The organism is Flavobacterium tibetense (genome assembly GCF_003293845.1).
GTDB classification, from domain to species: domain Bacteria; phylum Bacteroidota; class Bacteroidia; order Flavobacteriales; family Flavobacteriaceae; genus Flavobacterium; species Flavobacterium tibetense.
This window is the reverse complement of sequence record NZ_QLST01000006.1, coordinates 82,534-105,465: the sequence shown is the minus strand read 5'-3', so window position 1 is coordinate 105,465 and position 22,932 is coordinate 82,534. Positions and strand designations below refer to the sequence as shown.

Below are 22,932 nucleotides of genomic sequence, written 5' to 3'. Positions count from 1 at the left end.
TTTTTTATTATTTTTGATCAAATCAAAACTTGTAAAACTTTCGACAATTTTACCAATACGGCGTTAGAGTAGTTAGGAAGTTTCGTATGTAAACAAGTTGTAGTGCATTTTAGAAAATCCGAAATGAAAAAGAAAACTATTTTTTCAAAGAAAATCATCAGAGATATAAATAAGTCAATTATTGACTCTGATTCCAAATTAGATATAGATTTCCTATATCAGGAAAAATATTTTAATTATGAAATTGAAGAATGGTATGGTGAGGAATTTGGAATAAAAGGAGAGTTAAGAAAAATAATTATCGAGACTCTGTTAAAAACATATTTTGAATGGAAAAATGAACTTGATAAATTAAATAAAGAATATTATTTAGCAATTTGGCTTTATAATCCGAGAATGCTGAAATCAGAAGTTGTGTGTGCAATAGACGAAAAAGTAGCTTATTACGAAAATGAAAGTTTTTTAGTTTCTAAGAAAAATAGCGAATTAGACACCAATCAATTTGGAAAATTATCAACTGAATTACAAAAATTTGCTTGGGACAAAAAAATTGATTTGGACTCTATTCACGAATGTGAAATAAATTGGCCAAAAGAACAATATAAAATTGAAAAGGAATATCATAAAGACCAACGATTTTACAAAAAACTAATTCAAGAGAAATTTCACGTAATTGAAAAAGATAATGAGAAAATTTATTTTTATCCAAAAGGCGATGTGTGGATTGGAAAACTGAAATAAAAAAGCACCGCTGGTATACAAATCCTTTTATATACCAATTAAAAAAAGGTTTCCTACCAAAAAAAATCCCGAATTACTGCTAATTCGGGAATTTTTGTTTTTATGATTTTTTGTCTAAACCTCTTTTCTTTAATAAAGGTTCGATAGAAGGTTCGCTTCCTCGGAATCTTTTGTATAAAACCATTGGATCTTCGGTGCCTCCTTTTGATAAAATATTATTTCGGAACGATTTCGCTTTTTCTTGACTGAATAAATAGGTTTTCTTAAATTGGTCAAAAGCATCCGTATCTAAAACACCCGACCAAATATAACTGTAATAACCCGCCGAATAGCCACCAGAAAAAACATGACTAAAATGCGTACTGCTATGTCTTGGCGTAATTGCACTAGTTAATCCGTATTTTTTCATTGAGTTTGCTTCATAATCAGTTGCTTTTCCGCTAATTGGCGATGTAATAGAATGGTAATCCATGTCTAACAATGAAGAAGCTAAATATTCGGTAGTAGCAAATCCTTGTCCGAATGTTGCGGCTTTCTCTAACTTTTCAATCAATTCATCTGGAATTACAGCTCCAGTTTTGTAATGTTTGGCATACATTTTTAAAACTACTGGATCTGCAGCCCAATTTTCCATGACTTGTGAAGGTAATTCAACAAAATCTCTTGAAACAGAAGTCCCGGCTAAGCTTTTATACTTCACATCTGATAATAATCCGTGTAAAGCGTGTCCAAATTCATGGAAAAATGTAGTTACTTCATCAAAAGTCAATAAAGCTGGAGTAGTGCTAGTAGGTTTTGTAAAATTACAAACAATTGAAATTACTGGTGCTACACGTTTTCCATCTTTCATCGTTTGCGGACGATACGATGTCATCCAAGCGCCACCTCTTTTAGAACTTCTTGGATGCATATCCATAAATAAAACGCCCAAATGTGTGCCATCAGCTTCCATAACTTCCCATGAAGTCACATCAGGATGATACACTGGAACATTCGTAATTTGTTTGAATTTTAATCCCCAAAGTTTATTGGTTACCATGAAAATTCCTTCTCTAACACCTTCAATACTGAAATAAGGCGCTAATTCTTGTTCGTCCAAATCAAATTTAGCTTTTCTGATTTTTTCACTATAAAAACTATAATCCCAAGGTTGTACATCGCCAGAAATGCCATCTTTGTTCATCATGGTTTTGATTTCTGCAATTTCTTCATTGGCTTTTGCTAGTGACGGTTTCCATAAATCTTCCAAAAATGACGTTACTTTTTCAGGAGTTTTAGCCATTGTTTCTTCCAATGCATAATGTGCAAAAGTTTCGTAACCTAGAATTTGCGCTTTTTCCAAACGAAGATTCGCCAATTTAATAGCATTTTCATTGTTATCATTGGCGCCACCATTGTTTCCTCTGTTTTTGTAGGCTTTGTACATTTTTTCTCTTAATGCACGATTAGCACTGTATTGTAAAAATGGCATCACACTTGAATTGTGAATAGTAAATAACCATTTTCCATCGTGACCTTTGCTTTTTGCAGTTTCTGCAGTAGCTTGAATTATTGATTCTGGTAAACCTACTAAATCGTCTTTTTTGTCGATTAGCATTTCAAAACCATTGGTGTCAACTAAAATATTCTGTCCAAAATTTACCGATAATAAAGACAATTCGGCATTGATTTGACGTAATCTGTTTTTGGCATTTTCGTCTAATTTTGCGCCATTTCTTGTAAATCTTTTATAAGCGTTTTCTAGTAATTTCGCTTCTTCTGTTCCCAAATTTAATTGGTTTTTACTTTGCCAAAGACTGTTTACTTTTTGGAATAACTTTTCGTTTAAGTTGATGTTATCGCTATGAGCGGCAAGTAATGGAGAAACTTCTTGAGCAATTTTTTGAATGTCAGCATTCGTATTCGCTGAACTCAAATTGAAGAAAACGGTAGAAACTTCACTCAACAGTTTCCCTGAATTTTCCATTGCTAAAATGGTGTTTTCGAAAGTAGCTTTTTGTGTGTTGCTTGCAATAGCATCAATTTCTTTTTCTTGTTGTTTGATTCCTTCCAAAAACGCTGGTTTAAAATGTTCTACTTTTATTTTATCAAATGTAGGAACGTTGTACGGCGTATTGTACTTTTCAAAAAATGGATTTAGATTCGTTTGCTTTTTTTGAGCAACTGTCGTGCTGGTAATCATTGTCATACTAGCAAATGTTAAGATTAATAGGTTTTTTTTGTTCATTGTATTTTTGATAAATGATTGAATCGTAAGCGTAAAAATACTAAGTTTTTTACTAATTTCTTTTTATTTCTAAAGTGTTAACTAATATTTATGAGTTTGTAGTTTTTCAATTTAAAATCTTTTAAATCCTAAAGGAATAGCAGTATATTTGTATCCGAAAATTAAATTAAACAAAATTATGTCAGACGATAAGAAGGTTATATTTTCTATGTCGCGAGTAAACAAAATTTACTCAAGTACAAACAAACAAGTTTTGAAAGATATTTATTTGAGTTTCTTCTACGGAGCAAAAATTGGTATTTTAGGTCTTAATGGATCAGGAAAGTCATCACTTTTAAAGATTATTGCAGGATTAGATAAGAATTTCCAAGGCGATTTGGTTTTTGCACCAGGTTATACTGTTGGCTATTTGGAACAAGAACCTCAATTAGATGAAAATAAAACGGTTATTGAAATTGTTCGCGAAGGAGCAGCTGAAATTTACGCCCTTTTAGATGAGTTCAATAAAATTAACGATATGTTCGGCTTACCAGAAGTATATGAAGATGCAGATAAAATGCAGAAACTGATGGACAGACAAGCAGAACTACAAGATAAAATTGACGCTGCTGGTGCTTGGGAAATCGATAACAAACTAGAAGTAGCGATGGATGCACTTCGCACGCCAGATGCAGATACGCCAATTAAAGTATTATCTGGTGGAGAAAAACGTAGAGTAGCTTTATGTCGTTTATTATTGCAACAACCAGATGTTTTACTGTTGGATGAGCCAACCAATCACTTAGATGCTGAATCGGTACTTTGGTTAGAGCAACATTTACAACAATATGCAGGAACCGTAATTGCAGTAACGCACGACAGGTATTTCTTGGATAATGTTGCGGGTTGGATTTTAGAGCTAGATAGAGGACAAGGAATTCCTTGGAAAGGAAATTATTCTTCTTGGTTAGATCAAAAATCAAAACGAATGGAGCAAGAAGAAAAATCAGCTTCTAAGCATAGAAAAACATTAGAACGTGAGTTAGAATGGGTGCGTCAAGGTGCAAAAGGAAGACAAACCAAACAAAAAGCGCGTTTACAAAATTATGATAAGCTTTTAAATGAAGATCAAAAAGTTTTAGATGAAAAGCTAGAAATATACATTCCAAACGGGCCTCGTTTAGGAACAAATGTAATTGAAGCTAAAAATGTAGCTAAAGCGTACGGAGACAAATTGTTGTATGATGATTTGAATTTTGTTTTACCACAAGCAGGAATTGTTGGAATTATTGGTCCTAATGGTGCTGGTAAATCTACTATTTTTAGAATGATAATGGGCGAGGAGCAACCTGATGGAGGAACTTTTTCTATTGGTGATACCGTAAAAATTGCATACGTAGATCAAACGCATTCCAATATTGATTCAAATAAATCGATTTGGGAAAACTTTTGTGACGGACAAGAGTTGATTATGATGGGCGGAAGACAAGTAAATTCTCGAGCTTATTTGTCTCGCTTCAATTTTGGTGGAAGCGAACAAAACAAAAAAGTAGCTACACTTTCTGGTGGAGAGCGCAACCGTTTGCATTTAGCCATGACGTTGAAAGAAGAAGGAAACGTTTTGTTATTAGATGAGCCAACGAATGATTTGGATATTAACACGTTACGTGCATTGGAAGAAGGTTTAGAAAACTTTGCTGGTTGTGCTGTAATTATTTCGCACGACAGATGGTTTTTAGATAGAGTTTGTACGCACATTCTAGCTTTTGAAGGCGATTCGCAAGTATATCATTTTGAGGGAAGTTTCTCTGAATATGAAGAAAACAAAAGAAAACGCCTTGGAAAAGAAGTAACACCAACAAGAATTAAATACAAAAAATTAATTCGTTAATTTTATACAAGAATCCTGACATTGTCAGGATTTTTTATTACTTTAGTTTTTTGATTTACAATTAAAAATGAATAGCCAAAAAATACTTTTCTTTCTTTTACTTTCGTGCTTATCTTTAACTTGTTTAGCACAGGATGATAAAGCTATTCTAAAGGAAATCAAATCGTTACTTTCACAATCGGGTAAATCGTTTATGGAATTGGAAAATGAGAAATCCATCCAATTGGCCAATGAAGCATTAGATTTAGCTATTTCTCATAATCAACATTTACATGCCGCAAAAGCGTACAACTTGATAGGTTTGAATTTTGCTGAATTTTCCGATTTACAAAAATCCATTTCGTACTATAAAAAAGGATTAACGTATGCCAATAAAACCAATAATGATACAATAAAAGGTTGGTTGAATAATAATTTAGCCAATGTATATTGTTACCATGAAGTGAATTACGAAGAAGGAATTAAGCACTACAAATTAGGAATTCAATACTCACAAAAGTTCAATGATATTTCTGAAATTACTTTCTCCAAGATGAATTTGGTTTCCGCATTGTTTAAAGTAGGTAATTACGCTGAAGGCATTGGGTACTTAAATGATGTAAAAAATTACGTTGATACAGAAGGAGATATTGAAGCTAAAATTACTATGAATTTGCTCTATGCAAATTACTATGACGCTCAAAAAAATGATGTAAAAGCAGAAGAATTCTACTTAAAAACAATTGCTTTTTGCGATGCTAATAATGAAGATGGGTATTTGAATACGCATATTTTAAACGCGTATCGCTTTATTTCGGTGTTTTATCATGCTAGAGGTGAATTTGATAAAGCTTATGAATATTTATCCAAACAAGACATTTTAAAAGATAAAATTTTCAACGAAGAACGCAGCCAATCAGTAGCAACTTTAGGAAGTGAAATTGAAAAACAAGAAGCCACTCGTCAGTTTCAAAAGATAAAAGCCGAACGCGAAATTCAGGAACAAAAATTACAAAGCAGCCGAATCATAGTTATATTGTTTATTGTCATTTTTACAGTACTAATGTTGTTGGTTTTTACTCTGTATAAAAACAACAAACAACGTAAACGCACTAATTTAGAATTGAAAAAGGCAAATGCAGATTTAAAAATTGCCAAAGAAAAGGCCGAAGAAGCTTCCAATTTAAAATCACAATTTATTTCAACCATTAGTCACGAATTGCGAACGCCACTTTATGGTGTAATTGGAACAGCAGAAATTTTAGAAGAAGAATACAAAGTTTTACGAGAAAGTTCGCATTTAAAAGCTTTGAAGTTTTCTGCTAATTATTTATTGGCGTTGGTAAATGACATTTTGAAAGTATACAAAATTGAGGAAAACAAAGTGGTTTTAGAAAATGTAGTTTTCAATTTGGAAGATAAATTGGTTACTATTAAAGATTCTTTGGAAACGATTGCAAGAAAAAACAACAACCAAATTGAAGTTAAGGTAGACCACCAATTGCCTGAATTTTTATATGGAGATTCCATTCGTTTGTCGCAAATTATTATGAATTTATTGAGCAACTCATTGAAGTTTACGAAAAATGGTAAAGTTTCGGTTACGGCTGATTTGCGAAAAAAGGAAAACAACCTTTATTATATTACTTTTCAAGTGGTTGACAACGGCATTGGAATTCCAAAACAATATCAAGAAAAAGTTTTTGAAAAATTTGTACAAATTGAAAGACGAGATGACGATTATCAAGGAACTGGATTAGGTTTGACCATTGTACAAAAACTAGTTTCTTTATTCAATGGAACCATTCAATTAGAAAGCGAAGAGCATGTTGGGACTACTTTTACGGTTGAACTTCCGTTTCAATCGGGTGAAGATAAAACTAAAGAATTCATTACCGAATACGATGTAGATTTATCAGATGAAACCGAATATCGTATTTTGGTAGTTGAGGACAATAAAATCAATCAAGTGGTAACCAAAAAGCTATTGGAAAATCATCACTTCCAATGTGAATTAGTGGATGACGGTTATCAAGCAATAGAACTGCTTCAAACAGAAAAATTCGATGCCATTTTAATGGATATCAATATGCCAAAAATAAACGGATTTGAAACTTCAAAAATTATCCGCGAAAAAGGATTTACACTTCCAATTATCGCCGTAACCGCCTTTGAAAAAGAAGAAATTATGGATAAAATAAAAGAGGCTCAAATCAACGATGTTGTCGTTAAACCTTTTGAGCCTGCCAAATTGTTTCATATTATTAGGAGTTATATTAATAAGTGATATTACAATTACCTATTACAAATAACCCATTACTAATACCAACGCTTTTTATTCTTTTTCGAAGCATCCGATTTTCTTGAATTGGATTTACCCGCTTCTGTTGGATTTTTTTTGTTTCTTAAATCGGGTTTAGCATCTGGATTTGGAGTTTCTTCTTTCCAACCATACGGATGATCGGAAACCACTTTAATCTTCATTCGAATTAATTTCTCTATATCTTGCCAATAGGGTTTTTCGTCTTTTCCACAAAATGAAATGGCTAATCCAGAATTTCCAGCTCTTCCTGTTCGTCCAATACGGTGTACATACGTTTCAGAAATATTGGGAATATCAAAATTAATTACAAACGGAAGTTGCTCAATATCAATTCCTCTAGCCGCAATGTCAGTGGCAACCAAAATATCAATTTCTTTGTTTTTAAAACCTTCTAAAACACGCTGACGTGCATTTTGAGATTTGTCTCCGTGAATAGCTTCCGCTTTAATATGTGCTTTTTTAAGTACTTTAACAATATTATCGGCTCCGTGTTTTGTTCTGGTAAAAACCAAAGCGTTACTCAAACTTTCTTGAATAATCAATTGTTTCAACAACAAACGTTTGTCTTCTTTATTTACAAAATACACTTTTTGAGCCACATTTTCAGCAGTACTAGATATAGGTGTTACCGAAATATATTTTGGACGTGTTAAAAAAGAGTCTGCTAATTCTCTAATGGCCAATGGCATGGTTGCAGAAAAAAGCAAGGTTTGTCTATTATCAGGAGTTAACTTGATGATTTTTTTTACATCATTGATAAATCCCATGTCTAACATTTGATCGGCTTCGTCTAAAACCAAGTGATGCATGTGATTCAAATCAATAAAACCTTGTTTATGTAAATCTAGCAAACGCCCAGGAGTTGCAATCAATACATCAACGCCTTGTTTTAGTTCGTTTACTTGTGGCACTTGATTAACACCGCCAAAAATTACCAAACTTTTTACGCCTGTATATTTTCCATAAGTTTTAAAACTTTCGTCAATTTGAATGGCTAATTCACGAGTTGGAGTAACTACTAAAGTACGAATATGTTTTGTTTTTTTAGGAGAACCCACAATTCTGTGAATTAAATTCAAAATTGGAATAGCAAATGCACCTGTTTTTCCTGTTCCGGTTTGTGCGCAAGCCACTAAATCTTGTCCAGCTAGAATTTCTGGAATAGCTTGTTCTTGAATAGGAGTTGGGTTCGTATAACCTTCTTCCGTTAGCGCTTGTTGTATATGGTTAATTAATTGAAGTTCTTTAAATGTCATAATTTGTAATTTATTCAGAAATGATTTTCTGTGGCAAAGTTACGACATTTTACTCTTCATAAAGTCAGTAATCAAATAAGCGACTAATTTTCCCGTTAAATGGTTGTTGTTGGTTTGGTCTAAATCGGGTGCGCCTTCGCAAATATGCAAGTAAGCCGCGTTTTTGTTTTTACCAAAAAAATGAATATATTCTCTTGCTTGTTGTACACTAAATCCGCTTAAAGTCATTGCGCTTGAATAAATTCCGGGAATAGCATCTAAATCTAATTCTATTCCAAAACAATCATTTTTAATAAAGTCTAAGGCTACTGAAAGTTCATTACTGAAAGTTTTCTCTTTCCTAACTTCAATTTGTTCGTAAGTAGTATATTGCACACGTTCACTCACTGATTTGATGTTTTGCAAAACGCCTTTGGAAATAAAACTCTCGTGCATGCCAAAAATGAAATATTTCTTCAAGAAACCATCTTCAAAAGCGTAACTAAAGCCATTTCCTGAATGTCTTCCTTCAAGTAATCGAAAATCGGTGTGTGCATCAAAATTTACTGCGTTTACAGGTTTTCCTTTGGCTAATGCTAAACCTTTTATATTTCCGTAAGCGTTGTTGTGTCCGCCACCAATAATAATTGGAATTTTCCCAGCTTTTACAATTTCATGAATAATATGGGAAACTTCTTTATCAATTTTTTCAACCAATTCAAAAAGTTCCTTTCTATCTTCTTTATTGGTAACGGTTAATTGAGCGGCACGTTTCATTTCTTCTGAAACTTCCAAATTACCCAAAATTAAAAGATTATTGCCTTTGCAAAATTTGTTGTGTTGGATGTTTACTAAACTTTTTAACGCACTTTCATACGCAGAAGCGGTTCCGGTTCTTCCTAAATTTGCTTTTACACCAATGTCTTCAGGAATTCCAAATAAAACAAATTGCGCTTCACAATTTTTCATGAAATCCAACGGATTTTCGTTGTTAGGAATCGTGAAAACCTTCTCACCAAATTTAACTTCACCACTACGGTGTTGCGTTATTCTTGCTAATTCATTAACTGAAAGCAGCTTAATGTTGTCCATTTTTAATACAATTGTATTCCCAAAAGTACTATTTTTTTAATTTAATTGGCGTTATAATTGATAAATACATTTAAAATCGTAAATTTGTTCCTACTAATTAAGTAAACCTCATAAACAAATGGAAAACAAACAAAACAATTCAGGATTAAAAGCTGCTGTAGTAATTTTGGCACTGTTATTACTTGGAAGCATTGGTTACATTTTTAAAATGTCTTCAGATAATACCAAACAAGTAACAGAATTATCTTCAGAAAAAGAACAATTGGCTAATGATTTGAAAGCAAGAATTGCAGAATTGGACCTTGCTATTAGTGAAAACACAACATTAAAAGCTGATTTTGAAGCGCAGAAAGAAGAAATGACCAATCTTTTAGCGGAATTAGAAAAATCTAAGGGAGATACAGCTTCTTTAAAAAATTATAGAGATTCTTATAATAAACTTAAACGCGAAATGGATAATTTATTAGCAGAAAATAAATTATTAAAAGAGCAAAATGTAGCCTTAACTTCAAGTTTAGATAGTACTAACGTAGTTTTACAAGACACCAAACGTTATGCTGATACTTTATTGACACAAAACGATAACTTGACTAAAACAGTTGAAAAAGGTTCCACTTTAGCAGTATTGAATTTAAATGTTTTAGCTGTAAAACAAAGAAGTTCAGGAAAGCAAATTGAAACGGACAAAGCAAGAAGAGCGGATAAATTAAAAGTAAGTTTCCTAATTGCTGAAAATCAAATTGCAAAATCAGGCGATAGAATGTATTATGTACAAATTATTGATAGCAAGAGTAATATTTTAGGAGATAAAGAAACAATTAGCATTAAAGACGATTTAACTTTGACTTATACTTTTATTACTAAAGTAAAATACGAAAACAAAACGGTACAAGTTAACGAAGAAGTGGCAGGAAAAGACTTTGCCGCTGGAACGTATTTTGTAAATGTGTTTAACCAAAAAGGTGAAATGGTTTCTAAAACTAGTTTCAGTTTGAGATAATCCGTTTTTCAAATCTATAAAAAAAGCAATGAGTGTTGAATTCATTGCTTTTTTAACATTTAATATTTAATCTAAAAAATCAATTATGATTAAAAAAACTAATTTATTTTTTTGTTTTATTTTTGTACTTTGTTGTTATTTTATAAGTTGCAATGAAGATAACTTGCATGAACATAATCACAATGTAAAAGCAGGTATTAAAACTACTAAAATTTCTTATACCGAATTTAAGAAACATATAAAGGCATTTACTGTAGTGGCTGATGTGAATAAACAGAAATCTAGTAGTAAGTTAAGCAAAATTGTTAAAGATACTATAAATGGTTTTACTATAGATACAAGAGAAGGATTGTATATACAATATGCAAATTTACATTCGTTTACATTTCCAATTTATAGAGATGAAGCAACAGAGTTGTTAGAAAATCTTGTATTGAGTTATCAAAATGATGGTAGTTATAAAGTAAAAATTTTGCAATATAGGTTAACACCTTATGAAAAAGTAAGTTTGCAAAATGGACAGTTAAAAAGTATTCAAAATCCTATAGAAACCATTTTTTTAGATAATTTTGATAACAATTTAGTAACTCAAAGTTGTGGTTATACTACCGAGACTATTTGGGTTTCTTGTGGTAGCGGAGAACATAATTCAACAAACATTGAAAGTTGGGGCAGTTGTAATTCAAATACACCTCCAAGAGTATATACTGTTACAAAACCAATTAAATGTATTGATGAAGGTGGCAGTGGTAGTGGTGGTTCAAATGACGATAGCATCGGTTCGGGTTCTACGTCTGGAGGTGGAGGAGGAGGGTCATTAGGTGATTCAGATTATCCACCAGAATACCCAACAATAGAGACTGATCCTGAAGAGTATGAACTTGGTATTTCATCTCCCGTGCTTTCAATAGACAAACCTATAAGCGCTCCTTGTAATGAATTAAGTAAGTTAGTCACAAATAACTCCATTCAGCAGACTTTGAGAATTTTAAAAGGACAATCATCAGGAACAAGTGAGCGTGGAAATTACATTAGTGAAACAACTAATTCACTAGGAGCAACATATTTAACCTTTCCAGTGATTCCACAAAATCAAAATAAACCATATGAAATAGATATTAGTGCAGGGTTAGCAACAGGTAATGTAAAAGGAGCTATGCATTGTCATACCAACCCTGCTACTACAAGTATGTTTCCTATGTTTTCAGCAGGTGATTTAATGGCTTTGTACAATATTGCTTATGAACATGTTCCTGCTAATAATAGTGTAAAAGATTATGCAGAATATACTGTGATGCTATCTGTTGGTTCAGGACATTATGCATTAAAATTTAAAAACTTTAGTGGTGATTATATTTCAAAACTAAATACAAATTTTTCTAATTTTCAAAAGGATTTGGAAACAGAGAACATAAATATTGGACATTTGGCAAATAGTAATCTTTTAATTAAAACTTTTTTAAAAAATATGAATAAATATTTTGGAGACGAGATTGGACTTTATAAAGCTACTGAATCAATCGATTCAAATGGTTTGCCAATTATAACTGGATGGAAAGAGCAAACGATTAATTCTAATGGTAATGTCGATGAAATTAATTGTAAATAAATAATTTTAAAACATAATAAAAATGAAAAAAATAGTAATTTTAATAGTTTATATAACGTTCTCAATTGGATGTAAAGCACAAATACTCGATATTTATGAAACCCTACCTTCCGAAACACCTTTAAACGCCTATTTAAAAGACACACAAAATTTTCAAAATCAATTTGTAGGAACATGGGTTTATCAAAATGGTCAGGAGTACCTTGAAGTAAGATTTATCAAGAGAGAAATGTTTTGGAGACCCGCACCTACTCAGTTTTATGAGGATGTATTGGTTGGCGAATACAAATATATTGACAGTAATGGTATTGAAAAAGTGAATAGTTTGTCTAATTTGAATCTAAATCACGATAACTTGTTTAATTATAATTTATATTCAGGTGCTAAGTTAGTTTTGGATAGATATCCTTTGTGTCCTAGTTGTCCTATAGGTACCGAAAGATTATATATGCATTTTGATGAACCTGCTAATGATGACAATATGTTAAGTGCAGGTTTTGTAATAAGAAGAGTTATTGAAAATGGAGTAGAAAAGCTAAAAGTACAGTTTATTAATAAATCATCTAAAAGCGGTCGTAGCAAAGCAGATTTTTATGTACCTTCAACTTTTACAAATTTTAGTTTGCCTTACGGAGATTACACTTTGATTAAACAATAATTTTAACGGCATTCTTAAGAGTGCCGTTTTTTACTCCACAAATTTCCCTTCAATCATCACTTTTTCAATTAAATTATCGCCAAACTCATAAGGCAATTGGTAAAATGAAGTAATTGGTTTAGTCATGATAATATTAGCTTTTTTACCAATAGTAATTGAACCATGCGTTTCGCTAAGATTCATAGCATAAGCACCGTTTATAGTAGCAGCATTTATCGCTTCTTCTGGCGTCATTTTCATTTTGATACAAGCGGTTGCCACCACAAAATTCATATTGCCAGATGGAGTAGTGCCAGGATTGTAATCCGTAGCTAGTGCTAATGGTAATCCGGCTTCCATCATTTTTCTTGCTGGTGTATAAGGAATACTGATGAAATAGGAACAACTTGGTAACGCAACTGGCATGGTTTCCGAGTTTTTTAAGGCTTCGATGTCTTCATCTGTTACAATTTCTAAATGATCTACTGAAAGCGCTTGGTATTTTACACAAGCTGCAATTCCGTTTATGGCTGTGAATTGGTTCACATGAATTTTAGCTTGTAAACCGTGTTTTTTTCCAGCTTCCATGATACGTTCGGTTTCTGCTACTGAAAAATAACCTGTTTCTAAAAAGGCGTCGATAAAATCGGCTAAATTTTCTTCGGCTATTTTCGGTAACATTTCATTAATTATCAAATCGATATAACCTGAATGATTGTCTTTGTATTCCAACGGAAAGGCATGAGCGCCTAAAAAAGTAGCTTTAATCGCAATGGGATAATTTTCCTTTAATCGTTTGATTACGCGCAACATCTTCAATTCGCCTTCAACCGTTAATCCGTAACCTGATTTGATTTCAACAGCTCCAGTGCCCAATTTCATTACGTTTTCTAAACGAATTTTTGATTGTTCGTAAATGTCATCTTCGGAAGTTGCATTCAATTTCTTTGACGAATTCAAAATACCGCCACCACGATTGAAAATTTCCTCATACGACAAACCGTTGATTCTATCCACAAACTCTTGCACTCGATTTCCCGCATACACAATGTGTGTGTGACTGTCAACCCAAGTAGGTAAAATCACTTTTCCTGAAGCGTCAATTAGTGTTGCGTTTTCAATCGTGGGACAGTTTTCCATTGGACCAAAAGCAGCAATTTCGTTGTCTTTTATCAGTAAAAAAGCATTGTCAATTTTTGGTAAAATAGCCATTTCACTTCCGGAAACTTTAGAAATTCCTTTGGGTCTAACTTGTAAAAGCTCTTTAATATTGATGAATAGGGTTTGCATGTAAAAAAAATTTCAGTAAAAATAAGACCGATTTTTAAAAAGTCCTATCTTTATGCTTAAAATTAAACTGTTTTGAGAAAAATACGATATAAAAAAGGTAGAAAAGTTCAGCCGTCAACATTAGAATATACTGGGATTTATACCGATAAACCTACTGAAATGCAACTTTTTAGTTATAACGAAGAAGACGCAACAGAATATGAAAATTGTTCGGTAAAAGATTTTATTTCCAATAAAGACAATTCCAGTAACAATTGGTTGAATTTACACGGATTATCGTCTACGAATGTGATTCAAGAATTGACAGAACATTTGCAATTGAACCCAATTGTAGTTTCAGATATTTTAAATATTACCAAAGGAACGCGTTTGGATGAATTTGATGACACACTATTTTTTAGTATCAAATCTATTTTACCCAATGACGATAACGATACTATTTTGGTAGAACAAATTAGTTTTTTGCTGCAAGACAATTTAATTGTTTCTTTCCAAGAAAAACGTGGCGATTTTTTTCCGCACATCAGAGAACGAATAAGAACCAATACTGGAATTGTTCGTAAAAAGAAAGTGGATTATTTGTTGTACTTGCTTTTAGATGCGGTAATTGAGAATTTTTACATTACTATTGAAGCCAAAGAGGAAAAAATTGAACAATTATTACTGCAATCTAAAACATCAGACAATCCAAATGTTGTTGAGGAAATTGAAAAAATGCGTGAAGTCTTTCATTTTTTGAAACGAGCGATTATGCCACTTCGAGATGCATTATTTACCATTAAATCTATTAATGAAGACGATCAATTCAATTCGATTGAGAATTCAAATTATGTGTTTTTTGGGCGTTTGCATCAGAAAACATTGGAATTATTAGAACAAATTGATTACGATATGAATTCCTTAGATAGCGCGAGTAATTTTTTCTATACGGCTCAAAGTCATCGCATGAATGAAGTCATGAAAATTTTAACGGTTCTTTCCGCTATTTTTATGCCAATAACGTTCATCGCCGGAATTTACGGAATGAATTTTCAACACATGCCCGAATTGGAATACCAAAATGGTTATTTCTTAGCTTTAGGCTTAATGCTTGTAATTGTTGTAGGAATGGTGGTTTATTTCAAACGCAAACGCTGGTTTTAAATCATATCTTTCGGATTCATCCATTGGTCAAAATCACTTTCAGCAACATAACCTAAACGAATAGCTTCTTCTTTTAAAGTAGTTCCGTTTTTATGCGCTTGTTGTGCGATTTCTGCTGCTTTATAATAGCCAATTTTCGGATTTAGTGCGGTAACTAACATTAAGGAATTGGCAACTAATTCCTCAATTCTTTTTGAATTGGGTTCTATTCCTTTTGCGCAATTTTCATTAAAAGAATGAGCAGCATCACCCAATAATCTAGCCGATTGGATGAAATTGGCAATTATCATGGGTTTAAATACGTTTAATTCAAAATGACCTTGTGTGGCACCAATGGTTATTGCTACATCATTTCCCATTACTTGGGCGCAAACCATGGTTAAAGCTTCGCACTGCGTTGGATTTACTTTTCCAGGCATGATAGATGAACCGGGTTCGTTTTCTGGTAATAGTAGTTCGCCAATTCCTGAGCGCGGACCAGAAGCCAGTAAACGAATATCATTGGCAATTTTATTCAATGAAATAGCGATTTGTTTTAAAGCGGCATGACTTTCAACCAAAGCATTATGCATGGATAAAGCTTCGAATTTATTTGGTGCAGTTTTAAAATCAAATCTAGTGAATTTAGAAATGTAAGAAGCTACTAGAGTGTCATAATTTTTGGGAGCATTTAATCCTGTGCCAACAGCAGTTCCTCCAAGTGCTAATTCGGATAAATTTTCTAATGATTTTTTTAGATTGGTGATTCCATATTCCAAGCTAGCGTGATAGCCTGAAAATTCTTGACCTAAGGTTAGGGGAGTTGCATCCATTAAATGGGTTCTTCCAATTTTTACAATTTCAGCAAAAGCGCTACTTTTATCTTGCAAAGTTTTTGAAAGTGCTTCTAACGATGGAATGGTATTGGTCACCAAAATTCTATAAGCCGCAATATGCATAGCGGTTGGAAAGGTATCATTAGACGATTGCGATTGGTTCACATCGTCATTGGCTTTTAGAACAGGTTCTTCAGTACCGATTTCTCTGTTAGCAATTTGTTGCGCTCGGTTAGCTATGACTTCATTCACATTCATATTGGTTTGTGTTCCTGAACCAGTTTGCCAAATAACCAAAGGAAATTGCGCTTCGTGTTGACCCGTTAGTATTTCATCACAAACTTGCGCAATTAAATCGCGTTTTTCAATGGACAAAATACTGAGTTCGCAATTGGTGTAAGCAGCCGCTTTTTTTAAGAAGGCAAAAGCTTCAATAATTTCTTTTGGCATGGAAGCTTCGTCACCAATTTTAAAATTATTTCTAGAACGTTCGGTTTGAGCGCCCCAAAGTTTGTTTTTTGGTACTTTTACTTCTCCCAATGTATCTTTTTCAATTCGGTAGTCCATCTTGATTTGTATTGATATTCTAAAATTACGGATTTATGTGATGGAATTAAAATATTTCCGTAATAATATTGGTAAAAATAAATTTTCCCACTATCTTTGGCATGAATTCATTTAATTCCGGAAAACATGTTTGAATTTCAACAGTATTTAGGCTTTTTACTTTTCTTAACCATTTTAACGATTGGTTTTTGGTTAATGATTTTCTTAATAGGATTCGTTCACTATTGGTTGGGCGGCGCTATTATGGAATTGATCAAAGAGAAAAGAAATAAAGGCAAAGACAAAGAATAGTTAAGCTATTTTTATCAATAAAAAAGTCCCGATTCAATCGGGACTTTTTTTGTTTTGTTATTTGATGATTAACCCATAAAGTCGCCATCACCACCGTTGTCATCTCTTCTTGGTTGTCTGTCTCTTTCGTTTTTCTGTCTGTTAAAACGGTAAGTGAAAGAAAGCATAATTTGTCTTTCTCTCCATTGCATTTCGCTATACGAATTTACGATATTTGGAATATTAGTTTCCATAATACGCTTTCTAGAGTTGAATAAATCGCTTACGTTTAAAGCAATTGTTCCTTTATCTTTTAAGACATCTTTACTAAAAGCCATATTCATAGACGCTACACCAAGTGAACGACCTTGCGCATTGGTTTGAGGTGCATTATACGTAGCATTTGCTTGCCAATCTATCTTGTATGGTAAAGTAACTTTAGAGTTAATTCTTGCAAACCAAGTTAAAGCTACGTTATCAAAATTTTGAGTAACTACTTCGTCTAAATAATTTAAATACGTAAACGTTCCTTGAGTTTCGTTTCTAAAGAAGTTGAAGTTACCGTTCAAACGCCACCATTTGTAAGGCGTGTAATTTAAATTGAATTCAAATCCAGCGCGATATTCGTTAGCTAAGTTAATTGGTGTACTAACAATTACAGGAACTCCATTTACAAATAAACCGGATTCTTTTCTGATGAATTGGAAGGAATCATTAGTGATGTTGATATATGCCGAAGTGTTGAACGTTAATTTATCCCATCTTTTCAAATAACCTAAATCAATAGCGTCAGTTAAAGAAGGATCTAAATCTGGATTTCCTTGAAAAATGTTGATGTTACTTGAATAAGAAGAGAATGGATTTAAAAATCGTCCTCTTGGTCGGTTAATTCTTTTACTGTAACTTAAACTCATTGAACTAGATTCTGAAAATTCATAGTTTAAAGTTGCTGATGGGAATAAATTATTGTATTTTTTGTTGTTAAAGCTATTAGAAGTAAAAGAATTTACATCAATATTACTGTCTTCAAAACGCAACCCAAAGAAATAAGAGAATTTATTAATTTTTGAACCGTATTGCATGTAAAGCGCGTTTACATATTCGTTATATTCCAAAGTATTAGAATAAGGTGAAGCAGGTTGTATTTCAAATTCGGTTAAACTTTCTAAAAAACTACCTCTATAACCAGCTTCAAATCTTGAATCCTTACCAATAGGTAACACGTAGTCTGATTGAATTAAGTTTCTCTGTTGTTTTTGATTATTTAGGGTAGTTTCTGAAAATAATGTTGTTGGATCACCAATTACTTGATCAGTAATAACCGAATTTTCATTGTCTCTGTTAGAAGATACAGCAATATCAAGGGTTAGAACGTGATCGTCTTTTTTAAATTTCTTAACAAAATTTGATGCATATTCGATACTAAAATCCTCGCTTCTCTCATCGTTTAAACGATTTCTAACAAAAGTAGGATTCTTTAGAGCATCAAAATTATAGAAAAAAACATTATTAGGGTTATGACCACGGTTTTCTCTAAAAGTTAAAGCATTAGTCCAAGTTAGAGATTCTGTAAGGTTTAAGTCAATACCAAAATTCATGTTGTAACCTTCTCTCAAACGATTATTAGTTCTTCTTTCATTAATGAATTGACTAGTTGTCCCATCAGGATTGAAATATTCTGCATCAGTTAATGAATTTCCAGGGTTGTTTCTGTAGTTGTAACCAAAATTAGAGAACAAGTTGTACGTATCACTTTTTTTGTTGATGCTAGAACTAACACCATAAGTTTCTGGATCACCAGCTGATAAAATAATTGAGCCATTTAAACCATTCGCTTTTCCTTTTCTCAATACAATATTGATGATTCCACCACCACCTTCTGCATCATATCTTGCTGATGGATTAGTGATTACTTCTACTTTTTCCACGGCATCAGCTGGTAATAACTTTAAAGCATCAGCAATATTTAAGCCAGCTAATCCTGATGGTCTTCCATCGATTAGGATTTTTACGTTTTCATTTCCTCTCAAAGCAACATTTCCTTCAGCATCAACAGTTACTGATGGAACATTGTCCAAAACATCACTAACGGTTCCACCTTTCACCATCATATCTTTACCCACGTTGTAAACACGCTTATCTAGTTTGATTTCAACAGTTGAGCGTTCAGCAATTAGTTCAACACCTTCTAGTTGGGCTATATCAGCTTCTAAGAATAAAGTGCCAAAATTGGTGTCTTCTGAAAAAGTTCTATTTTTTATTTCAACTGTTTTAAATGATATGTATTCGAAACGTACATTATAAGTTCCAGCGTTTACTTCGAATGAAAATTCTCCATTCATATCAGTTACACTTCCAGATAAAGCACCTTGTTTGTTTGCATTTTCAAATACAACAGTTGCATATTCTAATGGGAAATCGGTTCCTTTTTCGAAAATTTTACCTGAAATTTTAATTTTTTTCGCTTCTGGTCTTTGTTGAGCAAATGATATTGCCGTGACCAATAAAAGAACTGTGGTAAACAGTTTAATTAAATTTGACATTGTTTTGTTGATTATTATTTCCAAGTTTGATGGCAAAAGTAGGTTTAGGTTTAATCTACGAATGCCAAATCTTTGTTAAATAATCATAGAATTTTGTTAATGTTTTCCTTAGGTCGCGCAATAACGGCTTTATTTCCTTTGACTACAATTGGTCGCTCGATTAACTTTGGATAAGTTAACATTGCATCTATTATTTCGCTATCAGATAATGATTTGTTTTTGAAGTTTTCAATCCAAATACTTTCTTTGGTTCTAACTAATTCTATTGGTTTTATTCCGAGTTTATTAATTACATCGATTAATTCCTCTTTGGTAAACGGTTCATCTAGGTATTTTCTAATGGAAAGAGGTTCATTTAAAAGTTCTAATTCGCATAAACCTTCTCTAGATTTCGTGCAACGTGGATTGTGATAAATGGTAATCATATTTTTTTTAGCAAAGTAATAAAAATTAGCTCGTATTTGAAACTTTTATAGTAATTTGGTGACTTATTATAAAAAGCAAGTTATGTATATAGAACAAGCCAAAAAATTAAAATCACATCCTATTTTATTTTTTATTTTACCAGCTGGATTTATTTTTTTAATGATTGTAAACACAATTATGTCAGCTGGAATTGATACTAATGAAGTAATCAAAAATGCCATTGATACTATTGGAGTGAATGCTACTTTTGTGATGGTAATTGCGCCTTTATCTATTGCTCTATTTATCGTTTTATTTTGGGCTAAATTTATTCAAGGCCAAAGTTTAACCAGTTTAACAACGTCTCGACAAAAAATTGATTGGAAACGGGTTTTATTTTCGTTTTCAATTTGGGCAGGAATAACTATTGTAATGATTTTAGTTTCCTATTGGGCTTCACCAGAAAATTTTGTTTGGAACTTTAATTCGGAGAAGTTTTTTGTTTTTTTAGTTTTGGCTTTGCTTTTAATTCCATTACAAACAAGTTTTGAAGAATATTTATTCCGTGGCCATTTGATGCAAGGATTGGGTTTGGTTACCAATAATCGTTTGATTCCGTTATTAGTAACATCTATTTTATTCGGATTAATGCATATTGGTAATCCTGAAGTGGGTAAAGTGGGATATATTATCATGGTTTATTACATAGGAACAGGTTTGTTTTTGGGCGTAATTACTTTAATGGATGAAGGTTTAGAATTGGCCTTAGGATTTCATGCTGCAAATAATTTAGTTGGAGCTTTGCTTTTAACTGCTGATTGGACTGCTTTCCAAACGCATTCTATACTAAAAGACGTTTCTGAACCTTCAGCAGGATTTGAAATTGTGCTCCCAATTTTTGTTATTTTCCCAATGTTACTCTTCCTTTTTGCTAAAGTTTACAAATGGAATAATTGGAAGGAAAGACTAACAGGTTCATTACAAGAAATATCAGAATAATATGCAAGTTCCTCATTATAAAAGTATTCACAACCGATTTAAAATCAATGGTTTTACTTTAGAACGCGAAGAAATTTTTCAATTAGCCTTCACACTAATTAGAGAAGGCGATGATTTCGAAATTGAAGCAGGAATTTTTCTAATGGATTGGTTTGATGATCATTCGTATGTTGATACACTAACTTCGGGCACTACTGGAACACCTAAAATGATTCGAATTTCCAAACAAGCTATGGTGCATTCCGCTATTGCTACTGGTGATTTTTTAGGATTGCGTCCAGGAAATACCGCTTTACATTGTTTGCCTTGTAGATTTATTGCGGGTAAAATGATGTTGGTAAGAGCAATAATTTTAGGGTTGGAAATGGATTTGGTTTCTCCCAAAAGCAATCCAATACCTAATAAGCACAAAATCTATGATTTTTCGGCTATGGTTCCGTTACAAGTGGAACATGCTTTGTTACAATTGAATCAAATTAAGAAATTGATTGTTGGTGGAGCCAAAATTGCACCATCATTAGTAAACCAATTACAAAATTGTGATACCGAAGTTTATGAAACATATGGTATGACAGAAACCATTACGCATATTGCTGCCAAAAGAATTGATGAGACTGTTTTTATGACGTTACCCAATATAACTGTTAGTATAGATAACAGAAATTGTTTGGTAATTGATGCACCCAATATTTTAGAAGAAAAAATTGTAACCAATGATATTGTACATTTGGTTTCACCAACTAGTTTTCAGTGGTTAGGACGTTACGATAATGTGATAAATAGTGGAGGAGTAAAGCTATTTCCAGAACGAATTGAAGAAAAATTGCAAGAGGCATTTTCAGTTCCGTTTTTTATTGCATCGGAAAGTGACGAACATTTAGGCGAGAAAGTAATTTTGGTAGTAGAATCAGAAGAATTTCCTTTATCAGCAACGATTTTCGATGTTCTAGAAAAATATGAAAGACCTAAGAAAGTTTATTTTATTCCCAACTTTATTCGAACAGAAACAGGAAAAGTAAATAGACTACTAACTTTAAAAAATAAAGAAGCTTTCTAAAAATATAGTACACTTTTGTATTGTAATCGGTATGTTATCTTAACGCATTCCCTTCAACTTAATCTTCAAATTTTAAGATAACCTACATAGTGTGCTACTTTATAGAAAGCTTCAAAAATTTTACATTTCCATTTTTAAATAATAATCCGCTGAATGTTTTCCACTGCCATAAAAAAGAAAGAAAACACATACAAGTATAGCTAGAGTTGCTTGAATAAAATTGGAAAAATTAAAATCTCCAATAAAATTTATTGCAAAAGCACCAACAATAATAGGTAATTGTACCCAAAGTGACCATCTCGTGAGTAAGCCAATGATAATCATTACTCCTCCTCCCATATGTGCTAATGCTACATAATGGATTAATAACATCTCACCTCCAAAACCACCCAAAGAAGCTAAAATTTCGTTCAAATAGGTTCTATCTGCAACCAATGCCATTCCTTTAATTACTAGAAATATTCCAAAAGCAATTCGAAGGATATCAATAGGATAGTAGGTGTGTGCATTAGCCCATTTATTTAATTCTCTAATACTAGCCATAAATAAACGGTTTAAAATTACAACTACTAATTTACTAAAAATTAATGAATTATGAAAAAAAATAACAAAAAATTAGCTTTTATAATTCTTGTTTTTTTAAATGTTCTAGTGAATTAAAATGTTTTTTGTAATTTAGAAAGCTAAAATTTTATTATAAAAATTAATTACTAGTATGTCTCAAAAATTAAAAACATTACAGATTATTCATTTAAGTATTTGTGCTGGTGTGATTCTAGGTTATGTCATTTTAGGAGATTTTTCTCCAGAAGTATTACAAATGCCAATAGTAGATAGTAACTCCATAATATATGCTATAATTCCTTTAATTGCTTTTGTTTTTAGTAATTTTATATTTCGTTCACAAATCAATAAAATAGATGTTAAAGTTTCATTTGATGAACAATTTCCAATGTATCAAACAGCATCAATTGTTCGTTGGGCAATTCTCGAAGGTGCAGCATTTGTACTTTTAATTCTAAAAAAGGATTTTATTTTATTTGGTATACTTTTGATTGTTTACTTACTATTATTGTTCCCTTCTGAGTTTAGAGTAAAAAGTGATTTGGAAAAAATAAAAATTAAATAAT

At 32.2% G+C, this 22,932-nt stretch carries 19 protein-coding genes; 11 read left to right on the top strand and 8 right to left on the bottom strand.

The genetic code is table 11. The features are described 5' to 3' along the window. The first annotated feature begins 123 nt into the window (after positions 1 to 123). Complete coding sequence (locus tag DPN68_RS06275) at positions 124 to 741, top strand: hypothetical protein (protein WP_113988798.1); 618 nt, start codon at positions 124 to 126, stop codon at positions 739 to 741. Between the two features lie 100 nt (positions 742 to 841). Here the strand turns inward: DPN68_RS06275 and DPN68_RS06270 are convergent, their stop codons facing one another. Then, on the bottom strand, positions 842 to 2,929 hold the full coding sequence (locus DPN68_RS06270; protein WP_239987030.1) for a M3 family metallopeptidase: 2,088 nt from the start codon (positions 2,927 to 2,929) through the stop codon (positions 842 to 844). 217 nt (positions 2,930 to 3,146) lie between these two features. On the opposite strand from DPN68_RS06270, the gene ettA reads away from it, so the two are divergent. Continuing rightward, positions 3,147 to 4,838, top strand: coding sequence for an energy-dependent translational throttle protein EttA (gene ettA, locus DPN68_RS06265; RefSeq protein WP_113988796.1), 1,692 nt, complete (start codon positions 3,147 to 3,149; stop codon positions 4,836 to 4,838). Positions 4,839 to 4,905: 67 nt separating this feature from the next. Further along, entirely contained in the window at positions 4,906 to 7,104 is a 2,199-nt protein-coding gene (locus DPN68_RS06260) for an ATP-binding protein (RefSeq protein ID WP_113988795.1), read from the top strand. A gap of 32 nt (positions 7,105 to 7,136) precedes the next feature. On the opposite strand, the gene DPN68_RS06255 is transcribed toward DPN68_RS06260, so the two are convergent. Together DPN68_RS06255 and DPN68_RS06250 are read right to left on the bottom strand one after the other, a co-directional pair. Beyond that, entirely contained in the window at positions 7,137 to 8,396 is a 1,260-nt protein-coding gene (locus DPN68_RS06255) for a DEAD/DEAH box helicase (RefSeq protein WP_113988794.1), read from the bottom strand. Between the two features lie 39 nt (positions 8,397 to 8,435). Continuing rightward, positions 8,436 to 9,467: a formimidoylglutamase gene (locus DPN68_RS06250; RefSeq protein ID WP_113988793.1), complete on the bottom strand. Its 1,032-nt coding sequence runs from the start codon at positions 9,465 to 9,467 to the stop codon at positions 8,436 to 8,438. Between the two features lie 118 nt (positions 9,468 to 9,585). Between DPN68_RS06250 and DPN68_RS06245 the strand changes: the two genes are divergently transcribed. The 3 genes from DPN68_RS06245 (at position 9,586) to DPN68_RS06235 (ending at position 12,734) form a co-directional block, all read left to right on the top strand. Further along, a complete protein-coding gene (locus DPN68_RS06245) occupies positions 9,586 to 10,467 on the top strand; it encodes a hypothetical protein (protein ID WP_113988792.1) in 882 nt (293 codons plus the stop codon). A gap of 85 nt (positions 10,468 to 10,552) precedes the next feature. Continuing rightward, a complete protein-coding gene (locus DPN68_RS06240; protein WP_113988791.1) occupies positions 10,553 to 12,076 on the top strand; it encodes a hypothetical protein in 1,524 nt (507 codons plus the stop codon). Between the two features lie 22 nt (positions 12,077 to 12,098). Further along, entirely contained in the window at positions 12,099 to 12,734 is a 636-nt protein-coding gene (locus DPN68_RS06235) for a DUF6705 family protein (protein ID WP_113988790.1), read from the top strand. A 30-nt stretch (positions 12,735 to 12,764) separates the two neighbouring features. Here the strand turns inward: DPN68_RS06235 and hutI are convergent, their stop codons facing one another. Continuing rightward, a complete protein-coding gene (gene hutI, locus DPN68_RS06230; protein ID WP_113988789.1) occupies positions 12,765 to 14,003 on the bottom strand; it encodes an imidazolonepropionase in 1,239 nt (412 codons plus the stop codon). A 72-nt stretch (positions 14,004 to 14,075) separates the two neighbouring features. Between hutI and corA the strand changes: the two genes are divergently transcribed. Beyond that, a complete protein-coding gene (corA, locus tag DPN68_RS06225; protein ID WP_113988788.1) occupies positions 14,076 to 15,146 on the top strand; it encodes a magnesium/cobalt transporter CorA in 1,071 nt (356 codons plus the stop codon). On the opposite strand, the gene fumC is transcribed toward corA, so the two are convergent. Then, the gene (fumC, locus tag DPN68_RS06220) at positions 15,143 to 16,528 is read right to left on the bottom strand and encodes a class II fumarate hydratase (protein WP_113988787.1); all 1,386 of its coding nucleotides are present in this window, start codon (positions 16,526 to 16,528) and stop codon (positions 15,143 to 15,145) included. The two genes, corA and fumC, sit on opposite strands and share 4 nt — an antisense overlap. A 126-nt stretch (positions 16,529 to 16,654) precedes the next feature. Between fumC and DPN68_RS13240 the strand changes: the two genes are divergently transcribed. Next, positions 16,655 to 16,819 (top strand): hypothetical protein, encoded by a 165-nt coding sequence (locus DPN68_RS13240; RefSeq protein WP_164496739.1) that lies wholly within the window; start codon positions 16,655 to 16,657, stop codon positions 16,817 to 16,819. A gap of 68 nt (positions 16,820 to 16,887) precedes the next feature. Here DPN68_RS13240 and DPN68_RS06215 read toward each other — a convergent pair whose 3' ends face one another. Both DPN68_RS06215 and arsC read right to left on the bottom strand, forming a co-directional pair. After that, the gene (locus tag DPN68_RS06215; RefSeq protein ID WP_113988786.1) at positions 16,888 to 19,341 is read right to left on the bottom strand and encodes an outer membrane beta-barrel family protein; all 2,454 of its coding nucleotides are present in this window, start codon (positions 19,339 to 19,341) and stop codon (positions 16,888 to 16,890) included. Between the two features lie 83 nt (positions 19,342 to 19,424). Next, the gene (gene arsC / locus DPN68_RS06210; RefSeq protein ID WP_113988785.1) at positions 19,425 to 19,766 is read right to left on the bottom strand and encodes an arsenate reductase (glutaredoxin); all 342 of its coding nucleotides are present in this window, start codon (positions 19,764 to 19,766) and stop codon (positions 19,425 to 19,427) included. 82 nt (positions 19,767 to 19,848) lie between these two features. Here arsC and DPN68_RS06205 point away from each other — a divergent pair, with 82 nt between their 5' ends. Both DPN68_RS06205 and DPN68_RS06200 read left to right on the top strand, forming a co-directional pair. Beyond that, positions 19,849 to 20,745: a CPBP family intramembrane glutamic endopeptidase gene (locus tag DPN68_RS06205; RefSeq protein WP_113988784.1), complete on the top strand. Its 897-nt coding sequence runs from the start codon at positions 19,849 to 19,851 to the stop codon at positions 20,743 to 20,745. Position 20,746: 1 nt separating this feature from the next. Continuing rightward, the gene (locus DPN68_RS06200; protein ID WP_113988783.1) at positions 20,747 to 21,802 is read left to right on the top strand and encodes an AMP-binding protein; all 1,056 of its coding nucleotides are present in this window, start codon (positions 20,747 to 20,749) and stop codon (positions 21,800 to 21,802) included. Positions 21,803 to 21,922: 120 nt separating this feature from the next. On the opposite strand, the gene DPN68_RS06195 is transcribed toward DPN68_RS06200, so the two are convergent. Then, the gene (locus DPN68_RS06195; RefSeq protein WP_113988782.1) at positions 21,923 to 22,345 is read right to left on the bottom strand and encodes a DoxX family protein; all 423 of its coding nucleotides are present in this window, start codon (positions 22,343 to 22,345) and stop codon (positions 21,923 to 21,925) included. 172 nt (positions 22,346 to 22,517) lie between these two features. Between DPN68_RS06195 and DPN68_RS06190 the strand changes: the two genes are divergently transcribed. After that, complete coding sequence (locus DPN68_RS06190; RefSeq protein ID WP_113988781.1) at positions 22,518 to 22,931, top strand: MFS transporter; 414 nt, start codon at positions 22,518 to 22,520, stop codon at positions 22,929 to 22,931. The last annotated feature ends 1 nt before the right edge of the window (position 22,932 follow it).

Bases quoted from the DNA above. Each gene is read 5' to 3' on its own strand.
- fumC (WP_113988787.1), bottom strand. From the start codon at position 16,528: ATGGACTACCGAATTGAAAAAGATACATTGGGAGAAGTAAAAGTACCA.
- arsC (WP_113988785.1), bottom strand. From the start codon at position 19,766: ATGATTACCATTTATCACAATCCACGTTGCACGAAATCTAGAGAAGGT.
- DPN68_RS06275 (WP_113988798.1), top strand. From the start codon at position 124: ATGAAAAAGAAAACTATTTTTTCAAAGAAAATCATCAGAGATATAAAT.
- DPN68_RS06235 (WP_113988790.1), top strand. From the start codon at position 12,099: ATGAAAAAAATAGTAATTTTAATAGTTTATATAACGTTCTCAATTGGA.
- DPN68_RS06190 (WP_113988781.1), top strand. From the start codon at position 22,518: ATGTCTCAAAAATTAAAAACATTACAGATTATTCATTTAAGTATTTGT.
- DPN68_RS06195 (WP_113988782.1), bottom strand. From the start codon at position 22,345: ATGGCTAGTATTAGAGAATTAAATAAATGGGCTAATGCACACACCTAC.
- DPN68_RS06250 (WP_113988793.1), bottom strand. From the start codon at position 9,467: ATGGACAACATTAAGCTGCTTTCAGTTAATGAATTAGCAAGAATAACG.
- ettA (WP_113988796.1), top strand. From the start codon at position 3,147: ATGTCAGACGATAAGAAGGTTATATTTTCTATGTCGCGAGTAAACAAA.
- hutI (WP_113988789.1), bottom strand. From the start codon at position 14,003: ATGCAAACCCTATTCATCAATATTAAAGAGCTTTTACAAGTTAGACCC.
- DPN68_RS06255 (WP_113988794.1), bottom strand. From the start codon at position 8,396: ATGACATTTAAAGAACTTCAATTAATTAACCATATACAACAAGCGCTA.
- DPN68_RS06240 (WP_113988791.1), top strand. From the start codon at position 10,553: ATGATTAAAAAAACTAATTTATTTTTTTGTTTTATTTTTGTACTTTGT.
- DPN68_RS06215 (WP_113988786.1), bottom strand. From the start codon at position 19,341: ATGTCAAATTTAATTAAACTGTTTACCACAGTTCTTTTATTGGTCACG.
- DPN68_RS06200 (WP_113988783.1), top strand. From the start codon at position 20,747: ATGCAAGTTCCTCATTATAAAAGTATTCACAACCGATTTAAAATCAAT.
- DPN68_RS06245 (WP_113988792.1), top strand. From the start codon at position 9,586: ATGGAAAACAAACAAAACAATTCAGGATTAAAAGCTGCTGTAGTAATT.
- DPN68_RS06205 (WP_113988784.1), top strand. From the start codon at position 19,849: ATGTATATAGAACAAGCCAAAAAATTAAAATCACATCCTATTTTATTT.
- DPN68_RS06270 (WP_239987030.1), bottom strand. From the start codon at position 2,929: ATGACAATGATTACCAGCACGACAGTTGCTCAAAAAAAGCAAACGAAT.
- DPN68_RS06260 (WP_113988795.1), top strand. From the start codon at position 4,906: ATGAATAGCCAAAAAATACTTTTCTTTCTTTTACTTTCGTGCTTATCT.
- DPN68_RS13240 (WP_164496739.1), top strand. From the start codon at position 16,655: ATGTTTGAATTTCAACAGTATTTAGGCTTTTTACTTTTCTTAACCATT.